General features: G+C 54.2%; 22 protein-coding genes and 1 tRNA gene. 10 read left to right on the top strand and 13 right to left on the bottom strand.

What is annotated here, in order from left to right; translation table 11 throughout:
* The first annotated feature begins 10 nt into the window (after positions 1 to 10).
* Positions 11 to 892 carry an AEC family transporter gene (locus GQS_RS01815; protein WP_014011960.1) on the top strand — a complete coding sequence of 294 codons (882 nt, stop codon included), beginning with the start codon at positions 11 to 13 and terminating at the stop codon, positions 890 to 892.
* 49 nt (positions 893 to 941) lie between these two features.
* Positions 942 to 1,961 (top strand): M42 family metallopeptidase, encoded by a 1,020-nt coding sequence (locus GQS_RS01820; protein ID WP_014011961.1) that lies wholly within the window; start codon positions 942 to 944, stop codon positions 1,959 to 1,961.
* A 48-nt stretch (positions 1,962 to 2,009) separates the two neighbouring features.
* On the opposite strand, the gene GQS_RS01825 is transcribed toward GQS_RS01820, so the two are convergent.
* The 7 genes from GQS_RS01825 to serK form a co-directional block, all read right to left on the bottom strand.
* Entirely contained in the window at positions 2,010 to 4,352 is a 2,343-nt protein-coding gene (locus GQS_RS01825) for an ABC transporter substrate-binding protein (RefSeq protein ID WP_014011962.1), read from the bottom strand.
* Positions 4,353 to 4,456: 104 nt separating this feature from the next.
* A complete protein-coding gene (locus tag GQS_RS01830) occupies positions 4,457 to 5,458 on the bottom strand; it encodes an SPFH domain-containing protein (RefSeq protein ID WP_014011963.1) in 1,002 nt (333 codons plus the stop codon).
* A 1-nt stretch (position 5,459) separates the two neighbouring features.
* A complete protein-coding gene (locus tag GQS_RS01835; RefSeq protein WP_014011964.1) occupies positions 5,460 to 5,954 on the bottom strand; it encodes a hypothetical protein in 495 nt (164 codons plus the stop codon).
* A 10-nt stretch (positions 5,955 to 5,964) separates the two neighbouring features.
* Complete coding sequence (locus GQS_RS01840; RefSeq protein ID WP_014011965.1) at positions 5,965 to 6,858, bottom strand: hypothetical protein; 894 nt, start codon at positions 6,856 to 6,858, stop codon at positions 5,965 to 5,967.
* 5 nt (positions 6,859 to 6,863) lie between these two features.
* Positions 6,864 to 7,880 carry a membrane protein gene (locus GQS_RS01845; protein WP_014011966.1) on the bottom strand — a complete coding sequence of 339 codons (1,017 nt, stop codon included), beginning with the start codon at positions 7,878 to 7,880 and terminating at the stop codon, positions 6,864 to 6,866.
* An 81-nt stretch (positions 7,881 to 7,961) separates the two neighbouring features.
* Positions 7,962 to 8,615: an HAD family hydrolase gene (locus GQS_RS01850; protein ID WP_014011967.1), complete on the bottom strand. Its 654-nt coding sequence runs from the start codon at positions 8,613 to 8,615 to the stop codon at positions 7,962 to 7,964.
* Between the two features lie 88 nt (positions 8,616 to 8,703).
* Positions 8,704 to 9,432 (bottom strand): L-serine kinase SerK, encoded by a 729-nt coding sequence (gene serK / locus GQS_RS01855; protein ID WP_014011968.1) that lies wholly within the window; start codon positions 9,430 to 9,432, stop codon positions 8,704 to 8,706.
* A 170-nt stretch (positions 9,433 to 9,602) separates the two neighbouring features.
* Between serK and GQS_RS01860 the strand changes: the two genes are divergently transcribed.
* The 6 genes from GQS_RS01860 (at position 9,603) to GQS_RS01880 (ending at position 13,643) form a co-directional block, all read left to right on the top strand.
* Complete coding sequence (locus tag GQS_RS01860; protein WP_048056504.1) at positions 9,603 to 10,748, top strand: DUF763 domain-containing protein; 1,146 nt, start codon at positions 9,603 to 9,605, stop codon at positions 10,746 to 10,748.
* Between the two features lie 683 nt (positions 10,749 to 11,431).
* Positions 11,432 to 12,274 (top strand): hypothetical protein, encoded by an 843-nt coding sequence (locus GQS_RS01865; RefSeq protein WP_014011970.1) that lies wholly within the window; start codon positions 11,432 to 11,434, stop codon positions 12,272 to 12,274.
* A 50-nt stretch (positions 12,275 to 12,324) separates the two neighbouring features.
* Positions 12,325 to 12,468, top strand: coding sequence for a hypothetical protein (locus GQS_RS11040; RefSeq protein WP_014011971.1), 144 nt, complete (start codon positions 12,325 to 12,327; stop codon positions 12,466 to 12,468).
* Positions 12,469 to 12,569: 101 nt separating this feature from the next.
* Positions 12,570 to 12,893, top strand: a complete 324-nt coding sequence (locus GQS_RS10810) for a Holliday junction resolvase-like protein (RefSeq protein ID WP_238515833.1) — start codon at positions 12,570 to 12,572, stop codon at positions 12,891 to 12,893.
* A 34-nt stretch (positions 12,894 to 12,927) separates the two neighbouring features.
* Complete coding sequence (locus GQS_RS01875) at positions 12,928 to 13,260, top strand: hypothetical protein (protein WP_148236351.1); 333 nt, start codon at positions 12,928 to 12,930, stop codon at positions 13,258 to 13,260.
* A complete protein-coding gene (locus GQS_RS01880) occupies positions 13,251 to 13,643 on the top strand; it encodes a hypothetical protein (RefSeq protein WP_014011974.1) in 393 nt (130 codons plus the stop codon). Before GQS_RS01875 ends, GQS_RS01880 begins: the two co-directional genes overlap by 10 nt.
* Positions 13,644 to 13,957: 314 nt before the next feature.
* Here GQS_RS01880 and GQS_RS01890 read toward each other — a convergent pair.
* The 4 genes from GQS_RS01890 to GQS_RS01905 all read right to left on the bottom strand — a co-directional run bounded on the left by GQS_RS01890 (position 13,958) and on the right by GQS_RS01905 (position 17,906).
* Positions 13,958 to 14,034, bottom strand: a tRNA-Val gene (locus GQS_RS01890).
* A gap of 38 nt (positions 14,035 to 14,072) precedes the next feature.
* A complete protein-coding gene (gene tgtA, locus GQS_RS01895) occupies positions 14,073 to 15,815 on the bottom strand; it encodes a tRNA guanosine(15) transglycosylase TgtA (protein WP_014011975.1) in 1,743 nt (580 codons plus the stop codon).
* A 41-nt stretch (positions 15,816 to 15,856) separates the two neighbouring features.
* A complete protein-coding gene (locus GQS_RS01900; RefSeq protein ID WP_014011976.1) occupies positions 15,857 to 16,765 on the bottom strand; it encodes an inorganic phosphate transporter in 909 nt (302 codons plus the stop codon).
* Positions 16,766 to 16,856: 91 nt separating this feature from the next.
* Positions 16,857 to 17,906, bottom strand: coding sequence for a glycosyltransferase family 2 protein (locus tag GQS_RS01905; RefSeq protein ID WP_048056617.1), 1,050 nt, complete (start codon positions 17,904 to 17,906; stop codon positions 16,857 to 16,859).
* Between the two features lie 98 nt (positions 17,907 to 18,004).
* On the opposite strand from GQS_RS01905, the gene GQS_RS01910 reads away from it, so the two are divergent.
* Complete coding sequence (locus tag GQS_RS01910) at positions 18,005 to 18,586, top strand: hypothetical protein (RefSeq protein WP_014011978.1); 582 nt, start codon at positions 18,005 to 18,007, stop codon at positions 18,584 to 18,586.
* Positions 18,587 to 18,593: 7 nt separating this feature from the next.
* On the top strand, positions 18,594 to 18,770 hold the full coding sequence (locus GQS_RS10990) for a hypothetical protein (protein WP_014011979.1): 177 nt from the start codon (positions 18,594 to 18,596) through the stop codon (positions 18,768 to 18,770).
* Positions 18,771 to 18,809: 39 nt separating this feature from the next.
* On the opposite strand, the gene GQS_RS01920 is transcribed toward GQS_RS10990, so the two are convergent.
* A complete protein-coding gene (locus tag GQS_RS01920) occupies positions 18,810 to 19,121 on the bottom strand; it encodes a hypothetical protein (RefSeq protein WP_014011980.1) in 312 nt (103 codons plus the stop codon).
* 70 nt (positions 19,122 to 19,191) lie between these two features.
* On the bottom strand, positions 19,192 to 19,956 hold the full coding sequence (locus tag GQS_RS01925; protein ID WP_083818273.1) for an ATPase domain-containing protein: 765 nt from the start codon (positions 19,954 to 19,956) through the stop codon (positions 19,192 to 19,194).
* Positions 19,957 to 19,961: the final 5 nt, after the last annotated feature.

The raw sequence follows: 19,961 nt of genomic DNA on the forward strand, positions 1-19,961 counted from the left end.
AGCTTTTATCATGAACATCGCCGAGATGCTCGCCCTCATAGCGGTCGGCTACGTCCTCAAGAGGCTGGTTAAATCGGAGAGGCCCTTTGACTACCTCCGAATTATTGTGAACGACTTTCTCCTTGCGCTTTTCATCTTTGGGAACGTTGCGAGTAAGGATTTGAACTATCTGCTGGGCATCAAAACAGTCTTTCTCTACGTTTTTATCATCGTGGGACTAAGTCTCTCGACCTCCTACCTTTACGGGCGCTTTAAGCTCAAAAACGACCCCTGGGCCGGCGCGCTGATGGTTCTCTCGGTCTACCCCAACACGGCAGCGCTTGGTTTTCCCATAGCGAGCCTCTTCCTCGACGATATAACACCCGCGATACTATACTCCACGACCAACTCGATGATAGTCATCCCAATCGTCACCTTCATAGCGGCCCACTACTCCAGCGGCGGCGCGAGCGTTAAGGACAGCTTCATCAAGGCCCTCAAGTTCCCGCCGACGGTGGCGAACCTCTTCGCCCTTGCACTCGTCATAGGCGGCGTTCATCTTCCTGCCCAAATCCTTGAGCCGGTAAAAACCGTCGGCTGGCTCAGCATACCCCTGCTCATCATCTACTTCGGCTCCCGGATAACGCTGAGGAGTTTCGACTGGCGCAAGCTCGCTGAAGTTGGGGCCTTCAGGATAGCGATTCCATTCACCTTTGTTTTCCTCACCCTCCGGTGGGCGAGACCCGAGGTCTTCTACTCGATCCTCGTCGAGGCCTCGATGCCGCCGGCGATAGCGGCCAACGCGATTCTGGCCCAGTACCGCCTGAAGGCCGAGGAAGCGATAAGCGTCACCTTCGTGCTGACCCTGCTCGTCATAGGGCTCTTCATGGTTCTCAGCGCGCTGACGGGCTGAGACCGATGCCCTTTTTAACCCTTCGACCTTTCTTTTAACGGTGGTCACGATGGAAAGGATGATTGAGATTCTCAGGGAAATTTTAGAGATACCGTCCCCGACGGGCTACACTAAGGAAGTTCTCGCACACATCGAGAAGAAACTGAACGAGGCAGGGATAAAGACCCGCTACACCAATAAGGGAGCTCTTTTAGCCTACAACCATCCGGAGCCGGAGCTCGTCATAGCGGCCCACGTTGACACCCTCGGCGCGATGGTTACGGGAATCCTGCCGAACGGGCACCTGAGCTTCACGAGGGTAGGCGGCCTCCACCTTCCGGCCTTCGAGGGCGAGTACTGCACGATAATCACCCGCTCGGGGAAGAAGTACCGTGGAACGCTTCTCCTCAAGAACCCCAGCGTCCACGTCAACAAGGAGGCCGGAAAGAAGGAGCGCAAGGAGGAGAACATGTACATCCGCCTGGACGAGCTCGTCGAGAAGAAGGAAGATACAGAGAAGCTCGGCATAAGGCCCGGCGACTTCATAGCCTTCGATCCGAAGTTCGAGTACGTCAACGGCTTCGTTAAAGCTCACTTCCTCGACGACAAGGCGAGCGTCGCAGTGATGATCGACCTGATGCTTGATTTAGGTGCCAAGACCCTCGAAAAGCTCCCTGTGGCGTTCTTCTTCTCGCCCTACGAGGAGGTCGGGCACGGCGGTTCGGCAGGCTATCCAGGGAGCATAAAGGAGCTCCTCGTCGTTGACATGGGCGTCGTTGGAGAGGGCGTCGCGGGGAAGGAAACCGCGGTATCGATAGCGGCCAAGGACTCGAGCGGTCCGTACGACTACGAGATGACGACGAAACTCATCGAGCTGGCCGAGAAGCATGAGATTCCCCACGTCGTTGACGTATTCCCCTACTACGGCTCTGACGGTTCCGCCGCCCTCAGAGCCGGCTGGGACGTTAAGGTCGCCCTCATCGGCCAGGGAGTGCACGCGAGCCACGGCATGGAGAGAACGCACGTCAAGGGCATGCTCGCGACGAAGGACCTCATCAGGGTCTACATTGAGGAGAAGTGGAGGGTCTGATGCTTTCCCCATATTTTTAAACTCAGGGAAATGGGAAAGCCAACGGCTTCATCTTTTCCATCTCATCAGGATCATCAGTACCAGTATCAAAAGGCCCGCCAGGCCAATTGCATGTATGAGCGAGGTGTTGGTGGCCGTTTGGTGTCCTTCCGGCCCGCCGGTTGGTTCCTGGGTAGATGGCGTTGGAACCGATGCCGGGGAGGGAATCGAAGATACTCCTCCAAATGCCCTCAGCTCCAGGTACAGGTTCCTCGGCTCGCACTTCTCGATGTAAAACGGCCCGTTGCTTATGAAGGCGTGGCCCCTTTCCCCAATCCACGCCACCGCCCGCTCGTAGCCCTCCGTCGGGTCGTCCACGTCCCCTGCTATTGCACTAGGAACTTCTTTCCTCCCCTCCAGAAGCTCGAGTACCCTCTTCAGATCCATCGCGTGCTCCCTCTCCAGGAGGTTGAGGCACAGGGGCCCTCTGCTGAACGAGTAATCCCTGACTATCCCGTACTCGCCCGGCCTGGCAACAAGCTCTCCCATGGCGTGGTACAGTTCCCAGGGGAACGTGGGGTAGTGGAGGTAGTGCCTGGCCGTTACGTCATCGGCAAAGGGGTGGGCGTAGGTACCGTAGACCACGTAACCGTTGCCGGTGAACTCGAAGCTCAGGACATCTGAGAGCGATTCGGCCGTGTCTTCCAGGTTCTCGTCGTAGTAGGGGTCGTCCGGACCGTCCCTGTAGGCCCAGGTGTAGAGGAACGCCAGGTAGTACTTGAAATCCGCACCTCTAAGCTCCACACCGTCGTGCCACATCACCGGGCGGCAGGTAAAGGTCACCCTGACGACGGCCGTCTCCCCGGCGTGGGGACTCACCCAGCCCAGGGTCTGGTTGTAGACGACGGCATCTTCCGGAACCGTGAAGTTGCCCCTCTCGACCGTCCAGTTGCACCCGTAGGGTTCATAGAGTCCGCCACTTCCAACACGGCCGCCGGGGGCATGGACGAAGCCCCAGAGGCTGACCGGGACGATGGGGCTGTCAAAACCATCGACGGGATTGAAGGCGCCGCAGAGTCCGCAGGTGGGGACGAAGTACGCCACCCTGAGCACTCCGTCCGGGGTACTCGCCCCCAGCAGGCTCCAGCGGTTGAGGATTCCGGTGGTCGAATCGGGGGCTACGCCCCTAACCCGCTCCCTGTTCACGGGCGAGAGTTCCCACTCCTCGACGAGGAAAACCCTGGCGCTTTCCATTATTCCGATGCCAACCGCCAGCTTCTGCAGGTCCCAGTACTGGCCGGCGCTGGTTATCGCGTAGCTCTCGCCGTTCACCTCGGCGCTGAGGTTATAGAGAAGCCTTGTCAGCTCCTCCTCCGTCCAGTTGAGCATCTCCCCTAGCTCCGAGGCCCTGCCGTAGTACTCGGCACCGATTGCCTCCAGCCCCCTGTCAGGGTTGCCGTTGCCGACTTCCCTGAGGAAATCCAGGACCGTGACGGTGTTCCTGTGCTCCGGCCCAACTCTTCCGGGAAGGTAACTGTACCATGCCGAGTAGAACCAGGCGGCGTAGTCGTCCATCCAGAGGCCGGAGCTTTTATCGGCGAACCAGCGGCCGGTGTAAACGTTCCACTCGTAGTCGCTCGGAGGCTCGTTGAATATGACCTTGCTGGCCTTTTGCCTGTCGAGGTAAACCATCTCCACGGCGAAGCCGGCTTTTCTGAGCTGTTCGGCGATGTATACGCCCAGTTTTGCCCTCTCGTCCTCGGTGCGGACGGCGAGCTTGACGGTTACCGGCCGGCCATCGAAGTGCCAGGTGCCGTTTACCTTTTCCAGCCTGTGGCCGTACCTGGCGATCTCCCCCGCGGCTTCCTTCATCGCAGTCTCAATCACCTGGAGGGCGAGTTCCTCGTTCCCCCCGGCCGTGAAGTTCATGGCGGCGTAGACGGGCTCGATGTACCCGCTGGCCGGGTGGCTGGGCCTCACACAGCCGAACATCGGTGCAGCATTGCCTCCGTAAATCTCCCCGGCGACGTGCTCCCTGCTCACGAGGTAGTTCATCGCAAACCTGACTTCCCGGATGGCGAAGGGATTAAGGTAGGTCTCGTCCCCCCGGGTGACGATTGGGGCCTCCTTGTCGGGGTCGTGATAGGTGTTGAAGGTCAGGTCCACGTACGAGACGACGGTCTTGTAAAGCTCGAGGTTTTCGAGGAGGTCCTTACTCAGACCGAGGTAATCCCCGGCCGGAAGGGAGAAGAGTCCGACGTCGTATTCACCGCTGGCCACCTGTTGAAGGGCAGTCTCGCGGGTCTGAATCCCCTGGAATTCGATTACCTCCACGGGGACCCACTCCCCGGCCTCCGCTAACGGTGCCAGAAGAACGAGGACGAGCAGGGAAAGGACGATTGTTGACCGCATAATCTACCACCGCAACGTTACCATGTGATGTAAAGCCGACAGAACAATGTATCCTCTGGAACTATATAAATCTTACCACTTCAAGGAAAAAAGAAAAAGGGAACTCACTCAACCTTAGCACCGCAGACGGGGCAGAACTTCGCCCCTTCCGGAACTATGTGTCCGTTGGGACAGCGCTTTATCTCATGGCCGCAGTAGGGGCAGAACCTCGCCCCCGGAGGGATGGGCTTACCGCAATAAGGACATATCTCCTGTTGCTGCGCCGCAGGAGCAGCTGGCTGGGCCGGTTGCTGGTAGCCCGCCGGGGGAACGCCCCCACCGGCGTAGGGCTGAGCCGGCTGAGCTGGTTGGGCGGGCTGCTGGAGGAGCTGGGGCATTATAACCATACCTGTGCCCATCGCAGCCCCCTCGCTCTTTCCAAGCTCGGCTGCAACCTGCTTCGCCGTGTCCATCTGCATGACGGCCTGAGCGTTGCCGGTCTGCATTATCCAGAAGAGCCTCTGGCGCCACTCGTCGGTGGTGTTGACGCCCTCAATCTTGACATCGACCAGCTCGAGACCGAGCCTGCGGAAATCCTCGATGAGCTTGACCTTGACCTGCGTGCTGACCATGTCGAGGTTCTGGAAGAGGTCGACTATCGAGTAAGCGCTGAGGTGTTTCATCATGCCCTCGTTGAAGTATGCCCTGATGAACTTGGTGACGTCGCTCGTGTCGTAGAGGCTCTGGCCGCCGACAACCTCGGTGATGAAGAGAACCGGGTCCGCGACCTTGAACCAGTAAACCCCGTAGTACTTGACCGGTGCCAGCTCCCTCGTCTGCGTCTCCCCACCGTAGCGTCCCTGGAACTGCTTCATGCTGACGAAGATTACGGTGGCTTTAAATGGACTGTTTGAACCGCCAACGAGCTTGTAGAGGAGCGGTAAGTTCTGCGTAGTCAGCGTGTGCCGTCCGGGCCCGAGAACGTCGTAGATTTTGCCGTCGCGCATAAACACAGCGACTTCGTACTCGTGGACTATCAGCTGGGCACCCCACTTTATGACCTCGTTGGGGTAGCGCCAGATTATTTCGTCTTCTCCGGGGTTAACCCACTCGATTACCTGAACCATCTCACTCACCCGCCGCAAAGCTCATCCTCTTGCCGAGGACTTCCTCAAAGTTTATCAGCTTGTCATCAAGGTTCAGAACCGCCATGCCGAGGGCCTGTGGGTCCGCTATCTGGCCGTTCAGGGCCTTGACCTCGTTGAGTATCTCCTCCGCCAGCTCTATCATCCTGGCGTCGTACTCTAGGAGCCTGTTTAGCTCCTCCTCCTTGAACTTCACCCTGTCGAAGTAGCCGCGGTAACCGGCTTCCGCGTGCCTTACCCTGCTCTCAAGGGCCATGAGCTTCTTCCTCATCGTGTCCAGCGCCATCAGCTGAGCGCAGTTCACCATGGCGCACCTCTGGATTGCCCTCTCCATCTCGCGCCTGGCCTGGGCGAGTATGTCGGCAACCTTTCCGCGGACGAGCCTGTCGTCCTCCCTAATCATCTCCTTCTTCTTGTAGCCGTGGAAGCCGGGTATCACAAGCTCAAGCTTCTCAACTATCGAAGTTTCCTTCCCCATAAGCAACACCTCACATAGGCTTGAAATACAGGTTGCCCTTGTTGAGCCTCATAACCTCGCTGACCTTTCTCTTCTTAACGGCGCCTTTCCGGAATATGCCGAAGGCCCCGGCACCTCCGGGGATGAGCCCGCCTATGAGCCCCCAGGCGCTTCCGTATGCACCTGCCGCGGCTATTCCGATTATCAAGCCGGCCGCCAGAACACCGACACCCAGGAAGGTGGCCTTCTTTCTGGCACCGCTCATGAGCGGGTACTCCGCCTGGACAACCCTTCCATCGGTTCCATCAACGTATCCCGCGAAGCTCTGCCCCCCGTATTCGTAGTGAACCTCCCAGAGGGGGTAGTGCACCAGCCCCTGGTACTTCACCTCTATCTCAACGCCGCCGAGGGACTTGTCCTCCTGGCTCGCCTCGCTTCTGAGGGCGCTCTCCATGATGCTCCTTGCCATTGCTTCGGCTTCCTCCTTGGACATTTTGGGCTCGTAGTATTTGCCCTTTCCGACAACTGCCTCATCGAAGAAGCGCTTGCCCCTTATCGGGAACGGGTAATCCTTGAGCATCCCCTGGAAGGGTGAGCCTGCAGGGATTCCGACGAAGCGAACCTCCTCTATCGTTGACCAGCGTGTGCTCCTACCGTGGAGATAGAAGAAGTAAACCGGCACCCAGTAGAGCTCCTTTTTCGCTATCTTCGCCCCGGTTATGTCCGCCGGAGCGCCATACTGCCTGGAGAGAAACTTGAGCAGAACCCCCCCGGCGTCCTTCCTCATCGGCGGGAAGAAGAAGTGTTCGCCTACTTCCTCCCTCGTTTCGAGCTTGAAGGTCGTTCCGCAGTAGGGGCACGTTGCCACGCTCACGGTGTCTGGAACCTTAAACTTGGCCGAGCAGGTTGGACATTGAACCTCCATGGCGATCACCTCTTAAACGCCCCCGTGAAGTGCCCCATGATGCCGGTGCTCCTCTCGGTTCTCTGTCCCTCCAGAACCAGCGACCCGAAGTAGCCGCTGGTGCCAGCTCCAAGTATCAGAGAGAGCACCGAAACCAGAGCTGAGCCGTTTGCACCGCCGTAGGCGGCTCCAGCAGCGCCTATGATGACTCCGAGGACGACGCCGGCCATGTACTGGGCGCGCCTCCAGATGGGCATGGGCTCTGTGGCGGCAACGTCCCTTCCGTCCCAGCCGGCGAAGACGGCATGGAATATCGAGTTCTCATGCTTGTAATAGACGGTCCACATCGGCAGGAGAATCAGAGAAACGTTCTGAGGCTCATCGGCGGTTATATCAAAGCGCTCTATTCTGTCTGCCTTGGCGGAGTAGCGGTCCCTTATGACGTCTATCGCATCCTCGCGCATTATCATCTTCGCTTGAGTCTCGTCTATTTCAGTATTGAGTATCTCCAGCTTTATCTTTCCCCACTGATCCTCGTCCAGCTCAAGGAGCTTTTTCCCCTCGGGCTTTGCCCTCGAGTAGTGGACGATAATGTCATCAACGCCGAAGCTCTTGACCTGCCTCCTTGCTGAGCCGATGAGGCTCAAAACCTCGTCAACGTAGTCGTGGTAGTGTCTCTCGACGGTGTGGCAGTGGGTTTCGCCCTCCGAGTCCGTGTGGCACTCCTCCTCGCGCACCATGTACTCGACGTCACCCTCAACGTGAACGTTGCCCACCCAGTACGGGGCGTAGTGACCTTCGATGTCAACTATCTCAATCTGCTCCTTCATGCGCTTGAGGTCGAAGTCCCTGCTGACGCGGTCCCAGAAGGCCTTGGCTATGGCGTTTTTATCAATGGTCGGGACGATGTAGATGTTCTCCGTCTTCAGGTTTCCGCTTACGTGGTTAGGAAAACCGCAGTATGGACAGATTGCGACTATGGTTTCCGGGGATACTTCGAGGGGCGCACCGCACCTCTCACATTTAAATCCAACGGCCTCCATGAATCACCACAGTGCACATAACTACCTTGGAGTATTTAAGAGTGCCGGAGATTTTTATGAACCGTGGTAATATTGGAGGGCCTACAGCATTTCTCTTACCAGTTCCACTAGCTCCCAGAGGCTTTCCACGTAGTAGTCGGCACCCTCGATTTTCCCGAAGCGAGTTACGTTAACCACCTTCATGCCGGCGCGCTTTCCTGCGAGCACATCGTGACGGCTGTCGCCAACCATCAGCGCTTCCTCCGGCTCCAGACCCAGGGTGTCAAGGGCTTTTTCAACGAGGTATGGGCTTGGCTTGACACCGTCCAGGTTTGAATAGTCCTTTCCGTAAACAACCTCGAAGTATCTCCTCAAATCGAAGAGGTTCAAAACGAACTCCGTGCACTCCTGGGAGGCGTTGCTCACTGCGGCGAGCTTCAGGCCCATCGCCTTCAGCTCTCCAAGAGCATCAACGTCTGAGAAGGGCCGTATCTTTCCCCGCTCGGCCATCCACCGGCGGTACTGGAGGTTCACACTGTCGACGATTCTCCAGAACTCCACGTGGTCTATGCCAAAGCTCTCAATGTAACTCCTCGGAAGCTCGCCGGTTACGGTCTTTCTGTATGTCTCGTAATCCAGCTCGATGCCTCGCTCTCGAAGGGCGGGCATAACCCACTTCTCGTACCATTCCCTGTGGTCGTAGCCCTCGTAGTAAACCAGGGTTTCATCAACGTCGAATATCAATCCTTTGAGCATGCCTCGGCCTCCTGGACTGGTCATCATCCTTCAGCCGGTTGATCCTTCGTCATCGGCGTAGAAAGTAGGAAAAGGGAGTTAAAAACCTTCAGAACAGCTCCTCAAGCTTGACGTCGATCTTGTCCGGGTTGAAGGGTAGGACGTGCCTGGTGGTCTTCGGAGAGTAGACCTCACCGCGCTTGACGAGCTCCATGACCTCTTCTTTGCTCGGGGCCTTCCTGATGAAGACGTAGTCGATCTCGCCCTTGCCCATGTCCTCCCTCGCGTCCTCCTTGAGGCCGTAGTAGATGAGCTCGATTTTACCCTCGACGCTCATCTCGTCGAGGACCTTGCTGACCTTCTTCTGCTCATCAAGCCCGCCCGGAACGGCGAAGACCTTCTCACCAACGATGGCGAAGGCAATCTCGCCTCTCTCGGCCTTCTCCTCGGCCTCTGGATCTTCTATGACCTCGAGCCCCTCGGCCTTGAGCCTCTCGAGAACTTCCTCAAGGTTCCCCTTGAAGGCCGGGTACCAGGTGTAGACCTTGACGTCGTCGCTGAAGTAGTCGAGGATGACTGACGGAGCCTTCTTGGCGCCGAGCTTCTGGAGGCCGGCCCAGCGGTGGTGACCGTCGACGATGAGGTACATGTCTTCACCGGGAACCTTGGCGAGGAGCATGGGCTTCCAGAAGAGGCCGGAACCGGTGACGCTCTCGATGAAGGCCTCGAGCTCCTTCTGGACGAGCTGCTCGTGGGGCTTCATCTTGTCGAGCTCGATAAAAACGTAGTCAACCTTAACGGTCGGGATGTCGTACTTCGGAACCTTTTCAACTCCCATTTTCACAACCTCCGTGAGATTGAATCCGCGGCCTAAAATCGGAGGCAGGGAATAAAAAGGCTTCCCTTTCATATGAATATGGACTTCCGGTTATCCTCCGGCAGGTTGAACCAAAAAGTGAGGATTTTGAGGGACAACGATTAAAACACCAAAAGACCTAAACAACTCAGATGAGAAACATAGCGGATTTGCCCCTCCACGGCGGCCACGTTCCGGCGTGGCTGGCCCGGAGAATGAGGAAGCTCACCCGGTTAGTGTTAATTCTGGCGGTCGAGGAGTACGGAACGAAGGGTCTCCTCGAGAGGCTCTCCGACCCGGTCTGGTTTCAGGCCTTCAACAACGTCATCGGGATGGACTGGGACTCCTCGGGCTCAACCACCGTGACGGCTGGCATGATAAAGGACGCCCTCTGGAGGGAGGAGCTGGGGGTTAAAGCTGCCGGGGGCAAGGGAAAGAAGAGCCGGGCAACACCGGAGGAGCTGAAAACCATAGCAGAACTCTACGAACTCGACCCCGAGCCCTACGTAAGAACTTCACGGCTGGTCGCCAAGGTTGACACGGTTGCGCTCCAGACCGGCTACCAGCTCTACCACCACGTCTTCTTCCTCGATGAGGAGGGCCACTGGGCGGTGATACAGCAGGGTATGAACGAGAGGGAGAGGATGGCGAGGCGCTTCCACTGGTTCGACGCCGAGACCTTCACCCTCGACCCCCACAAGGCCATCTCCGGGCTCAGGAGGGAGTTCGCCCTCAACACTGTCTCGAAGGAGTCGAGGGAGTATCAGAAGACGCTCCTCGATGTGGTTCAAGAGAACCCGGTTAAGATAGAGCGCGAGCTGGAGAGCCTGAAAGCTATAGCCAAGGGCTACCGTCCGCTCGTTTACTACAAGCCCCGCGACCTCGATGAGGTTTCCATCCTGAGGCGCTACGAGAGCCTCGGAAGGTTTGAGCTGAACAAGAGGGCTCTGGAGTTTGCCCGGGAGCTGAGCGTGAATAACTACGAGGAGTTCCTCCTTCTGAAGGGCCTCGGGCCGAGCACGCTTAGGGCCCTGTCGCTCGTTCTGGAGCTCGTCTACGACGTCCACCCGAGCTGGAAGGATCCAGTAACTCACCCGCCCGACCCCTTCAAGTTCACATACGCCGTCGGAGGCAAGGACCGCGTTCCCTTCCCGATAGACAAGCCCGCCTACGATGAACTCATCTCCTTCCTCGAGGAGCTCGTCTCAAGGCATCCAGAGGAGAAAGCCCTCGTGAGGAACGTGACGAAGATAACCAAAAACTGGAAGTTCCCGGAGGGGGAGAAGAGGGCGACGTAAGGAACGTTTTGGAATCTCAGTCATATTGGACTTGGCATTGGGCATTGTTAGACGGATTAAATTTGGCTGTTGCATTGTTATTGTAAGTTACTGAAATAGTGTCAACCGTTATGATTTTAGGGGATTATACATTATCAAAATTCTTATGATAGTTACTCAGAATGAAAGGTTTCTAGGCATCTACATTGAAAAATTGCCAAATCAAGACAGAGCAGAAGTTACAAAGTCACCATCAAGAAAAAAGTTAAGAAAAAAGCTTTTTGAAAGTTCGCCGAAAAAACATAAGGGGGTACCGCATGAAGGCTTGCCGCCGTTCTCATGCGTTGTATGAGGACACTTGGGGTATCAAAGCGTGTAAAATGAAGAGCGGATTTACCCACCATGGATTCTGGGGCTTAGTGTAGGACAGAGGGGCATGTAATACGGAGATTCGGAGGACAAAATTCTGTCAACATTAGTGTTTGAGAAGACACAACCATTAATGTTCTTTTGGGAAGATTAGTACGGGCTAATGGTATAGAGTTATGAAATTTGTTTGGGAATGGATACTAGACTATACTTTGGAATGTGTTATTATGAAAATGTGTCTAGAAACATCATAATGTTATAGAAACGCAATACTTATATATGCTCGGAAGAATACAAATGAGGAGTACCGATCCCACTGGATAGGGGGTGGAAGAATGTCCCTTGCAGAGGCAGTTGTGGGTTCTTTTATCGGAGTTGGATTAGGTTTTCTTTTTGGAATTGTCGTGTTGGTATATGGTGCAGCAAAGAAGCAACTTGGTAGGGGTCTCGTGGGCTTCCTACTGAGTATTGTTGGTGGTTTGTTTTTGGGCATGGCACATGTTGTTCTGGCCATTTTTGGACCAATAGTGATTACAGCAATGCTGATTCGGTGGATTGCCGGAAAATCTGAAGGATCAGAACCTGGGAGTTCCGAAACTGGAACAGAGGGCAAAAGGAAGTCCAAGTATCTCAAGTATATAGCCGGCGCTGTTGGGGTGTTGATAATATTAATGCTATTAGTTGGTAGCGGTGCGAATAGTAATTCTGGTGCTAAGTACCACTACACATGCCCTGCAGATAAGTACCTGCTTGCCAACGAGGACTTCGATGAAAGTGGCTGGAAGGTCAGGGATGTAAGTGAAAGTGACGTAGACGTGTATCTTTCCAAGTATGGAGAACTGAACAACTATGAGTGTAGGGCTACAGGAAGGGTCTTTGATTTGAGTATTAGTTTTGCACCAGCCACATACAACTATGGTATTTATGTATTTAACAACGAAGAACAAGCACAAATGGAGTTTAATAACCTGAAACAGATGTATCTCAAAGAGGGTTCAATAGATACCTGCTCACTAGGTGATAATTGCTTTAGTTATACGCTAATGTCTGGTGGATGGATATGGATACAAGAAAACAACGTAATTGTGGGTATATTTGGAGCAGGCCTTGGATCTGATGAGTCCAGTACCTTGGACTTTGGTAAGAGAGTTTTGGACAAGATGCACAGAATAGGGTGATATTTTGATTTCGTTCTCTTTCAATATTTAACGCCAAGTGGGGGATTATAATGCCGGAAATGGCATGGGCAATAGTAGGATTTTTGGTTGTCTTATTATTTATATTGTGGCTCAGGCTAGGAAAAATATCAAGACAGTACTATGAATTGAAGGCCCAGATGGAGAGTAGAGCACAAGAACTTTTTGAAAAGTGAAGGAGTGAAGAATTGGAAACTCAAAAACGGGTTCTGGAAGAGGCAATTAGGAAAAATATGAGGCAGAGTTCCAAAGATGGAGACAAGAAGAGGAAAAGAAAATCAGGCAAGATGCCGTAAGTAAGAGTAGGGCTGTGATAATGGGGCAAGTTGCCGAACACTTTATTCCGTACCTTCCAGGTTTCCGATATAATCCCAAAGACGCCAAGTTTCTTGGAAAACCTATAGATTTTATTGTATTCGATGGTATGAGTGAGGGAAATCTCAGGAAAATCGTCTTTATTGAGGTGAAAACAGGAAGATATAGCAAGTTATCACAAACAGAAAAACAGGTTAAAAAAATTGTAGAACAAAAAGAGATCTATTGGGAGGAAGTGCGTTATATACCTGATGATGAGGTGAATATAGGAAACTTAAATGATTAATGGATTTGAAGTATATACCAGCAAAAAATGATAAATGAAGGTTTTCGAGAAAGTTATATTGGCAAAAGGGCAGGTGGTTATTATGGTTGACCCAGTGAGCATTTTTCAGAGTATTGGAGCAATAGCAGGTGTCGTCTCTTTAGGATTGCATTGGAAAAAACTGAAAAAAGAAGAACCAAACATTGAGGTTCATGTAGTCAGAGGTTCATTCAAGGTAGAAGAAAAGACTGAACATGGAAAATACAATATCTCCGTTGAAATGGACGTTCTATTCAGGAATATGGGGAATGCACGTGGATCTGTTACTGACTTGATTGCGATGATAAGGTACTCTACGCAGGCATTTAAGTTGTACCCGTGGATCTAGGGACAATAAAAAGGCCTGTGATGAGTTCTCGCCCTGAGAATTATTCAGAAATATTTCCCATTGAGATATCTCCATATGGTGCAAAGAAGGTTCATCTCCTGGTGAAATTTGAGGGGGTATATTTAGACTTCTTAGATAGATGCTGGGTTTCCATAAATCCATTAAACCCTAAGAAGTGGGAGTGGCAGGATTTGCCTATTGTAGTTAACTTAGCAATAGATACAACAAATAAGAGACTTGATGAGAACACTGTGTGCATATTTAGAGAAGATTTGGAAGAAAGTAATGAAATAGTAGGCACATATGGACTTCTTGGGGAATTTGAGGCTATCCAAAAGTTCTCGCCTAAAATTGACTTCGAAAAGCTATTGGAGGGGAAATAATGAGTCAGCTGGGAGTAAAACGAAAGATGAGTAGTAGCAAAAGCAAAAATGGAGTTAAGTACCCTGTTTTGAGACTGCCCAGAGAATATGAGTGGCTAGTTGGAATGGAAGTCGAAATTGAATTTAGAGTTGTCGATGGTCGAAAAGCACTTGTGCTTTATGTGGATGACAATACCCAAGTTGTACAACAGGTTGTACAACTCAATAATGACTCGAATGATATTGAAAGGAGGATACGAGAGCTTGAGGATAGGATAATGTCGTTGGAGGCTATTCTGAAAAAAGGGGACCGTTTTGAGTGGTTTCGGCTGTTGTGGTGGGCCCGCGGGGATTCGAACCCCGGACCTCCACCTTGTAAGGGTGGCGTCATAACCATCTAGACCACGGGCCCGCCCGAAATAGGAGAAGGAGGGAGGGTTATAAAATTTTCTACTTCTCGACGCCCCTGCGAACCTTCACAGCCAGTCCGCTCTGGAAGACCTTCAGTTCCTCACCGCTCAGGAGCGTCTGTCCGGTGGCCAAAAGCTCGTCCCTCTCGTTCACGATCAGAACCTCGTCGTAAGGCCGTATAGCCGGGTCGGCATCGACCACGAACTTGGCGAAGACGTTCTTGCCCTTCCTCGCGAAGGGCTCCGCGTCCTCATTGACCACAACGCGCATCCTTGGGAACGGCAGAACCTCGTGGAGCCTCTTTGCACCTTCAATGCCGAGAGTCAGAAGGCCGTCCTCGGCCCTGAAGGTCGCGAGGTGTTTACCTTTGGCCTTTATCTGCCTCGGCATGCCGGTCTTTCTTGAAAGTTCGACGAAGGCATCCCTGAACGCTTCCCCGGCACCTTCACCGAACTGGTACTCCGCTATGGCCATGATGTAGCTCCTCGCCTCTCCCTTGGCGGGCTTGGTTATGGTGAAGTCCTCCTCTCCCTCGCTCTGGGCGAAGGGATAGCTGAGGCTGAGGTACTTTGGAATCTCTCCGAAGATTGGGTGGTTTACTCTCTCCGGGAACTTCTTGGCGACCCTTTCAGCCCTCTCCTTCGCGCGCTGGACGATCGGCCAGCTCATCGCTTCCTCGCTCACCTTGAAGAAGGCACTCGCCTTGGTCACCGGCTCGTTCCTCTCAAGGTAGTCCCTGTACTCCAGCAGTCTCTTGTAGGCGGCGAACATCTTGGGGTGGGAGCGGGCACGCTCATCGACGAGCTCCCAGAGGGTTCCCTCCTTTATCGCCTGCTTGACCCGGTTGAGCTCCTCGCGGATTACCCAGAGGTTGTGAAGAGCCAGGAGCCTCGTCCTCTCTTCCTTAGGCATCTCGCGGAGCTCCTGCGGAGTGTAGCGGGAGCACACCGGGCAGGAGCAGGGGAAGTATTCCAGCTCTTCAAGCCTCTTGGTGCCCTCGGGCGTCAGGTAGCGGTCGTCCTTCGCGTAGAGAGCATAGCTTGCCGAATCGAAGAGGTCGATTCCCATCGCGACCGCTAAAGCAAAAATCATCGGGTGACCTGCGCCGAAGAGGTGAACCGGTCTGTCGGGCCTTAAACCGAGCTTTGAGGCTATTACCACATCAACAAGGTCCTTGTAGCGGTAGCTCTCCATCAGGGGGACGACCGCCCCTACCGGGTGAATCTCGAAGTTCATCTTGCTAAGCTCCCTCGCGGCGTGAGTTCTCAGGTCCGGGTACGTTGAACCCTGAACGGCGGCGTTCATCGCGATGTTCTTGACCTCTTCGGCTTCCTTCGCCCTTTCGAGAGTTATCCTGAGGTCTTCCTCTGCTTTTTCCCTCGGAGCATCGGGCGGTGTCGGAATGTCGAGGAAGGTGCCGATGTCAACACCTATCCTCTCCTGGAACTCGATTATCTCCCTGTTCGTAACGTCCACGCCGCCGTAGCGCATGAGCTGGAAGGAGCCGGAGTCAACCTCGATAATGCCGTCGTAGTCGAGGAGCCTGTGGATGCCCACATCGAGGGCCTTCTCCCTGAGCTCGGGCGTCTTGTAGATGATGTACGAGTTGGTGATCACCATTCCAAAGCCCATCTCCTTGAGTTCCCTCGGCGTCACTATCAGCTGCTTCGGGTTGATGACCGGCATTATCGCCGGTGTCTCTATCGTTTTTCCGTTAACGGTCAGCTTTCCTATCCTTCCAGCGGCGTCTCTCGCCTTGACCTCGAACTTAAACTCGACCATCTCTCAACACCGCTAAGCCCTTCGGTGGGGGGTTTAAAAGCCTAAGCCAGAAACGTTATGAGAACGTAGGATATCGCACCCGCGAAAACCGGCGCTATTACCCAGCCCTTCACGATTCCCACGAGGAGTTTGAGGTTCACGTGCTCGCCCTTGTAAAGGCCCAGGCCGCTTATGGCCCCAACTATGGCCTGACCCGAGCTGACGGGCAGACCTATCAGGTTGGCCGAGCTGACGGCCAGAGATGCCCCGAACTGGCTCGAAAAGGCCGAGGTTGGCCCGAGAGGCGAGATGTCCCTCCCGACCGTCATCATCACGTCGTAACTGAAGGTCAGCGCTCCCAGGGTTAGGGTGAGCGCCAGGAGGAGCTTAAACGGACCGTCTATTCCGAGGCCTTCCATCAGCCCGGCGACGTTGGAGAGCTCGTTGGCGCCGAGGTTGAAGGCCGAAAATGCCGCCGCGGTGAAGACGAGCCACTTTTGGGTCAGCTCGAGGTTCCGCAGACACTTTATCCTTCTCAGCAGGGGCTTATAGAGCCTGTAGACAGCCACCGCGAAGAGAGCGGCGACGATCGGTGAGAGAACCCACGCCGATGCTATTCTGCCGACCGTTCCCCAGTCAACCGGCAGTCCGAGTGCGAGGGAAGCCCCGACGAGACCGCCTATTATTGACTGGGTCGTTGAGATTGGCCTTCCCCAGAGGCTCGCTACGGTTACGGCAGAGGCGGCGCTGAAGAGGACGAGCCCGACCTCGTCCGCGGACATGCCCTTGGCTAGCCCGGAGACCGTTCCGGAAACGCCAGAACCTCCAAGAAGAACGCCCAGAGTGGTGAATATCCCTATGAGCAGCACCGCCCTCTTGAAGCCCAGTACGCCTGAACCAACGGCCGTTCCAACGGCCTTTGCGCTGTCGTTTGCACCTATCGCCCACGCCATGAAGAGCGCCGTTATCATCGTCATCACTATAGTCTATTTGTTGCACCATAATCTATATAGTCTATGTAGTACGGAAGTGAGCACTTAAAAGGGTTTCGCCCGGTATCCCTCATACCTTCCCGAGGAGCACCGAGAGATAGCCGTAGACGTGGAGAGTGAGGTAAAAGGCCGCCCAGAACCAGACTATAACCGGGAACAGGAGGGCGTTTATCAGCCTTCCGCCCTCGAAGAGGGTCGGCAAAAGCATCGTGAAGGTCTCGAAGAACCACCAGAGGGCAAAGAGCTCGAACTGGCCTGTGAGCAGGAGAAGCGGGGGAACAATCACATCTAAAAGCGCCACAACGTCGGAGAGGAGCAGAAAGGTCAAATCCTTCGTGAAGCCTCCCCCGAGGTTTTTCAAATCTCCCAAAAACCAGCGCTTCCTCTGGCGCCAGAGGACGGCAAGGCTCTTGGGCATCTTCGTCCATACCCTCGCGCGGGGGGCGTAGACAACTTTTCCAAACTCCTTAACGGCCTTTGTGGTTGCGTAGTCCTCGACGATATCCTCGACGAAGCCGCCGATCCTCTCAAGGGCCTCCCTGCGGAAGGCCGCTATCGGGCCCGGGGCGAGGCTCAGGTCGTCCAGCTCCTTCGCCCTGCGGAACATGGCTATCCGAAGATGCTCCGCGTCCTGCGCCATCTCAAGGAAAGAGCCTCCGGAGACGCGAACCTGGCCGCCAACGCCGAGGACTTCATCCGAGTAGAAGCGCCTCACGAGCTCCTTAACCGCATCGGGTTCGAGACGGCTGTCTGCGTCGGTCGTCACTACAACCTCGCCGGAAGCCTTTGAGAGGCCGAAGTTCAAAGCCCTCGCCTTTCCACCGTGCTCCACCCTGTAAACCTTCAACCTGGCGTTTTTGAGGGATGAAGCGGCCCCAAAGGTCTCATCCTCGCTCCCGTCGTCGACAACTATGACCTCGAAGTCAGGGTAATCCTGGGCAAGGGCGGATTCTATGGCGTTAAGAACCCTCCTCCCCTCGTTGTATGCGGGGATTATTATGGAGACCCTGGGCTTCCATTCCCGAATTCTGTAATTCCTGAAAAGGCTAATTATGTAATTAAAGAAAAAGTAGCCATCCCAGAGGAAGATGACGACGAGACCGAGGAGGAGCGGGTTCATGGGGGTAAATCTGAGATGGAACTTTTTAATCATGTCGGCTTCAATCCATCTGCCAAAAGGACTAAATAGGATGTTTCCCAAAGTCCAATGGGAGAACCATGGGCATCGAGATTAAAGGAGACGAAATAGTAATCAACCGCGAGCTCAGTGAGCTTGACAGGTTTGTGCTCGACGTTATAGATGTAGTTGAGAAGCATGCCCGTTACGTCATAGTCAGCGGATACGTTACGATCCTTTTCGGCCGTTCCCGAGGTACCGAAGATGTGGACTTCGTTATTGAGTGCATCCCCAAGGAGAGATTCCTGCGTATGTGTGGAGAAGCCCAGAAAGCAGGCTTTGAGTTTCTGAATCCAGAGGACTGTGGAGGACTCTACGAAATGCTGGCCGAGAGGCTCGGGATAAGGATGGTCAGAAAAGGCGAGATAATCCCGAACGCTGAGATAAAGTTCCCCAAGGATGATTTCCACAGAGAGGCACTTGAAAACAGTATCCCCGTCCGGTTTAACGATCGCCTGATTTATATATCGCCGATAGAACTCCAGATAGCCTACAAGCTCTATCTTGGAACAGACAAGGATGTGGAAGATGCGTTTTTCCTCTATGAGCTTTTCAAGGAAAGGATAGATGGGAGGGCACTAAATGACTACGCGAAAAGGCTCGGCGTTGAGGTTCCGTTCTAATCGTGACATGGAAGAGAGGCTCGCCTTCATCAAGCTCTACGTCAAAAGGCTGAAGGAGAACCCGGACGAGGTCTTTAGGCAACAGGTAAAGCTCGTGAACTCATTCCTCGCCTCGGCAAGAGACTTTCCGCTGAGCAGGAAGGATTACCTGAGGATGAAGGGGGAACTAAGGGAAGGGAATTAAACAGAAGCCCTGCAGTCTTTTATCGTTCTAACCATTCCCCTATTCGGAGAGTTTTATCCCACGCAGCTTGGATTTCCCGATCCTGTACCTCACCACATATCTGCCGTGCTCGAACTCGTCTTCCTCGGCCTCCAAAACCTCCACGGGCTCAATTTCCAGGCCGAAGTCCATGGCCTCCCATTTGATGTCGTCGAAGTAGTCGTAGAGCCCGCACGTGGCGCAGAAGGAGCCGGAGAACTCGATGCTGATCTCGTCCCCCCGAACCTCCAGCACCCTAGCCGTGGCCTCGCTTCCGTGGAGTTTGTTGAACTCATCTATGGCTCTCTCCAGCGCCCCAATATAATCCCGCACGCTTATCACCAGAAAGGGCTTTCGGAATGATTACAGCGGATGTTTTAATCGGGGACGTGGCTTTTAATGCTCACGGCAGGGATACCATACGGTCGTGATACACGACCATACCGTGGTCGGTTATCTCGTACTGCCGGATTGCGTCGTCGAAACCACTACCTCTGAGCTTGGTTATCCGTATTCCCCTCGAGAGCCTGCCGCCCACTTCAAACACTTTAAGCTCGATAACCCCGTTCACAAGGTACTCCTCTATATCCGTCCTTTCCAGTTCGGAAGTGAGCAGAACTGTGGTTTTTAACCGTATCATGCTTTTAACGAAGCTCAGGAACGCCTTGCGGTAGTCCACCTCTTTCGTTGCGGTCATCTTGAGCATTGTGATGGGGTCTATGACTATTCTGGTATAACGTCTCTCCTGGAACTGGCGTTTGATGGCGTCCGCCATTTTCTCGATGTTCGCCGCGAACTCCTCAAAGAAGTCGCTTATCAGCACGTAGCGCTCTGCCGTGGGAGTTGCATCGATGAGGGTAAACCGCGGATCGCGGAGGTTGAAGCCCATACGGGTCATATCCACCTTCAGGTTCTCGGCGGGCTCCTCCAGGGTAACGTAGAGGACGTTTTCACCATTGGCAACGCCCGCCATTGCAAAGTGCATGGCTAGGGTGGTTTTACCGGTTCCGGGGGCCCCTTTGACAAGATAGACCCTGCCGGGTATAAGCCCCCCTGAAGCATGGAGTCCAGTCCAGGGATTCCCGTTGAGATTTTTGATATGTCCATGGTTTACCCCAAACGTTGTTATCCTCCCCAGATATAAGAACTTTTCGAGGCATGGTCCCATGAAGA

Origin of the sequence: Thermococcus sp. 4557 (assembly GCF_000221185.1) — an archaeon.
Lineage (GTDB): Archaea > Methanobacteriota_B > Thermococci > Thermococcales > Thermococcaceae > Thermococcus.

Excerpts from the sequence above, each read along its gene's own strand:
- GQS_RS01845 (WP_014011966.1), bottom strand. The coding sequence starts at position 7,880 with ATGGAGGCCGTTGGATTTAAATGTGAGAGGTGCGGTGCGCCCCTCGAA.
- GQS_RS01925 (WP_083818273.1), bottom strand. The coding sequence starts at position 19,956 with ATGGGACCATGCCTCGAAAAGTTCTTATATCTGGGGAGGATAACAACG.
- GQS_RS01910 (WP_014011978.1), top strand. The coding sequence starts at position 18,005 with ATGGGCATCGAGATTAAAGGAGACGAAATAGTAATCAACCGCGAGCTC.
- GQS_RS11040 (WP_014011971.1), top strand. The coding sequence starts at position 12,325 with ATGCCGGAAATGGCATGGGCAATAGTAGGATTTTTGGTTGTCTTATTA.
- GQS_RS01860 (WP_048056504.1), top strand. The coding sequence starts at position 9,603 with ATGAGAAACATAGCGGATTTGCCCCTCCACGGCGGCCACGTTCCGGCG.
- GQS_RS01850 (WP_014011967.1), bottom strand. The coding sequence starts at position 8,615 with ATGCTCAAAGGATTGATATTCGACGTTGATGAAACCCTGGTTTACTAC.
- GQS_RS01900 (WP_014011976.1), bottom strand. The coding sequence starts at position 16,765 with ATGATAACGGCGCTCTTCATGGCGTGGGCGATAGGTGCAAACGACAGC.
- GQS_RS01875 (WP_148236351.1), top strand. The coding sequence starts at position 12,928 with ATGAAGGTTTTCGAGAAAGTTATATTGGCAAAAGGGCAGGTGGTTATT.
- GQS_RS01840 (WP_014011965.1), bottom strand. The coding sequence starts at position 6,858 with ATGGAGGTTCAATGTCCAACCTGCTCGGCCAAGTTTAAGGTTCCAGAC.
- GQS_RS01820 (WP_014011961.1), top strand. The coding sequence starts at position 942 with ATGGAAAGGATGATTGAGATTCTCAGGGAAATTTTAGAGATACCGTCC.
- GQS_RS01825 (WP_014011962.1), bottom strand. The coding sequence starts at position 4,352 with ATGCGGTCAACAATCGTCCTTTCCCTGCTCGTCCTCGTTCTTCTGGCA.
- serK (WP_014011968.1), bottom strand. The coding sequence starts at position 9,432 with ATGGGAGTTGAAAAGGTTCCGAAGTACGACATCCCGACCGTTAAGGTT.
- GQS_RS01865 (WP_014011970.1), top strand. The coding sequence starts at position 11,432 with ATGTCCCTTGCAGAGGCAGTTGTGGGTTCTTTTATCGGAGTTGGATTA.
- GQS_RS10990 (WP_014011979.1), top strand. The coding sequence starts at position 18,594 with ATGGAAGAGAGGCTCGCCTTCATCAAGCTCTACGTCAAAAGGCTGAAG.
- GQS_RS01830 (WP_014011963.1), bottom strand. The coding sequence starts at position 5,458 with ATGGTTCAGGTAATCGAGTGGGTTAACCCCGGAGAAGACGAAATAATC.
- GQS_RS01835 (WP_014011964.1), bottom strand. The coding sequence starts at position 5,954 with ATGGGGAAGGAAACTTCGATAGTTGAGAAGCTTGAGCTTGTGATACCC.
- GQS_RS01905 (WP_048056617.1), bottom strand. The coding sequence starts at position 17,906 with ATGAACCCGCTCCTCCTCGGTCTCGTCGTCATCTTCCTCTGGGATGGC.
- tgtA (WP_014011975.1), bottom strand. The coding sequence starts at position 15,815 with ATGGTCGAGTTTAAGTTCGAGGTCAAGGCGAGAGACGCCGCTGGAAGG.
- GQS_RS01815 (WP_014011960.1), top strand. The coding sequence starts at position 11 with ATGAACATCGCCGAGATGCTCGCCCTCATAGCGGTCGGCTACGTCCTC.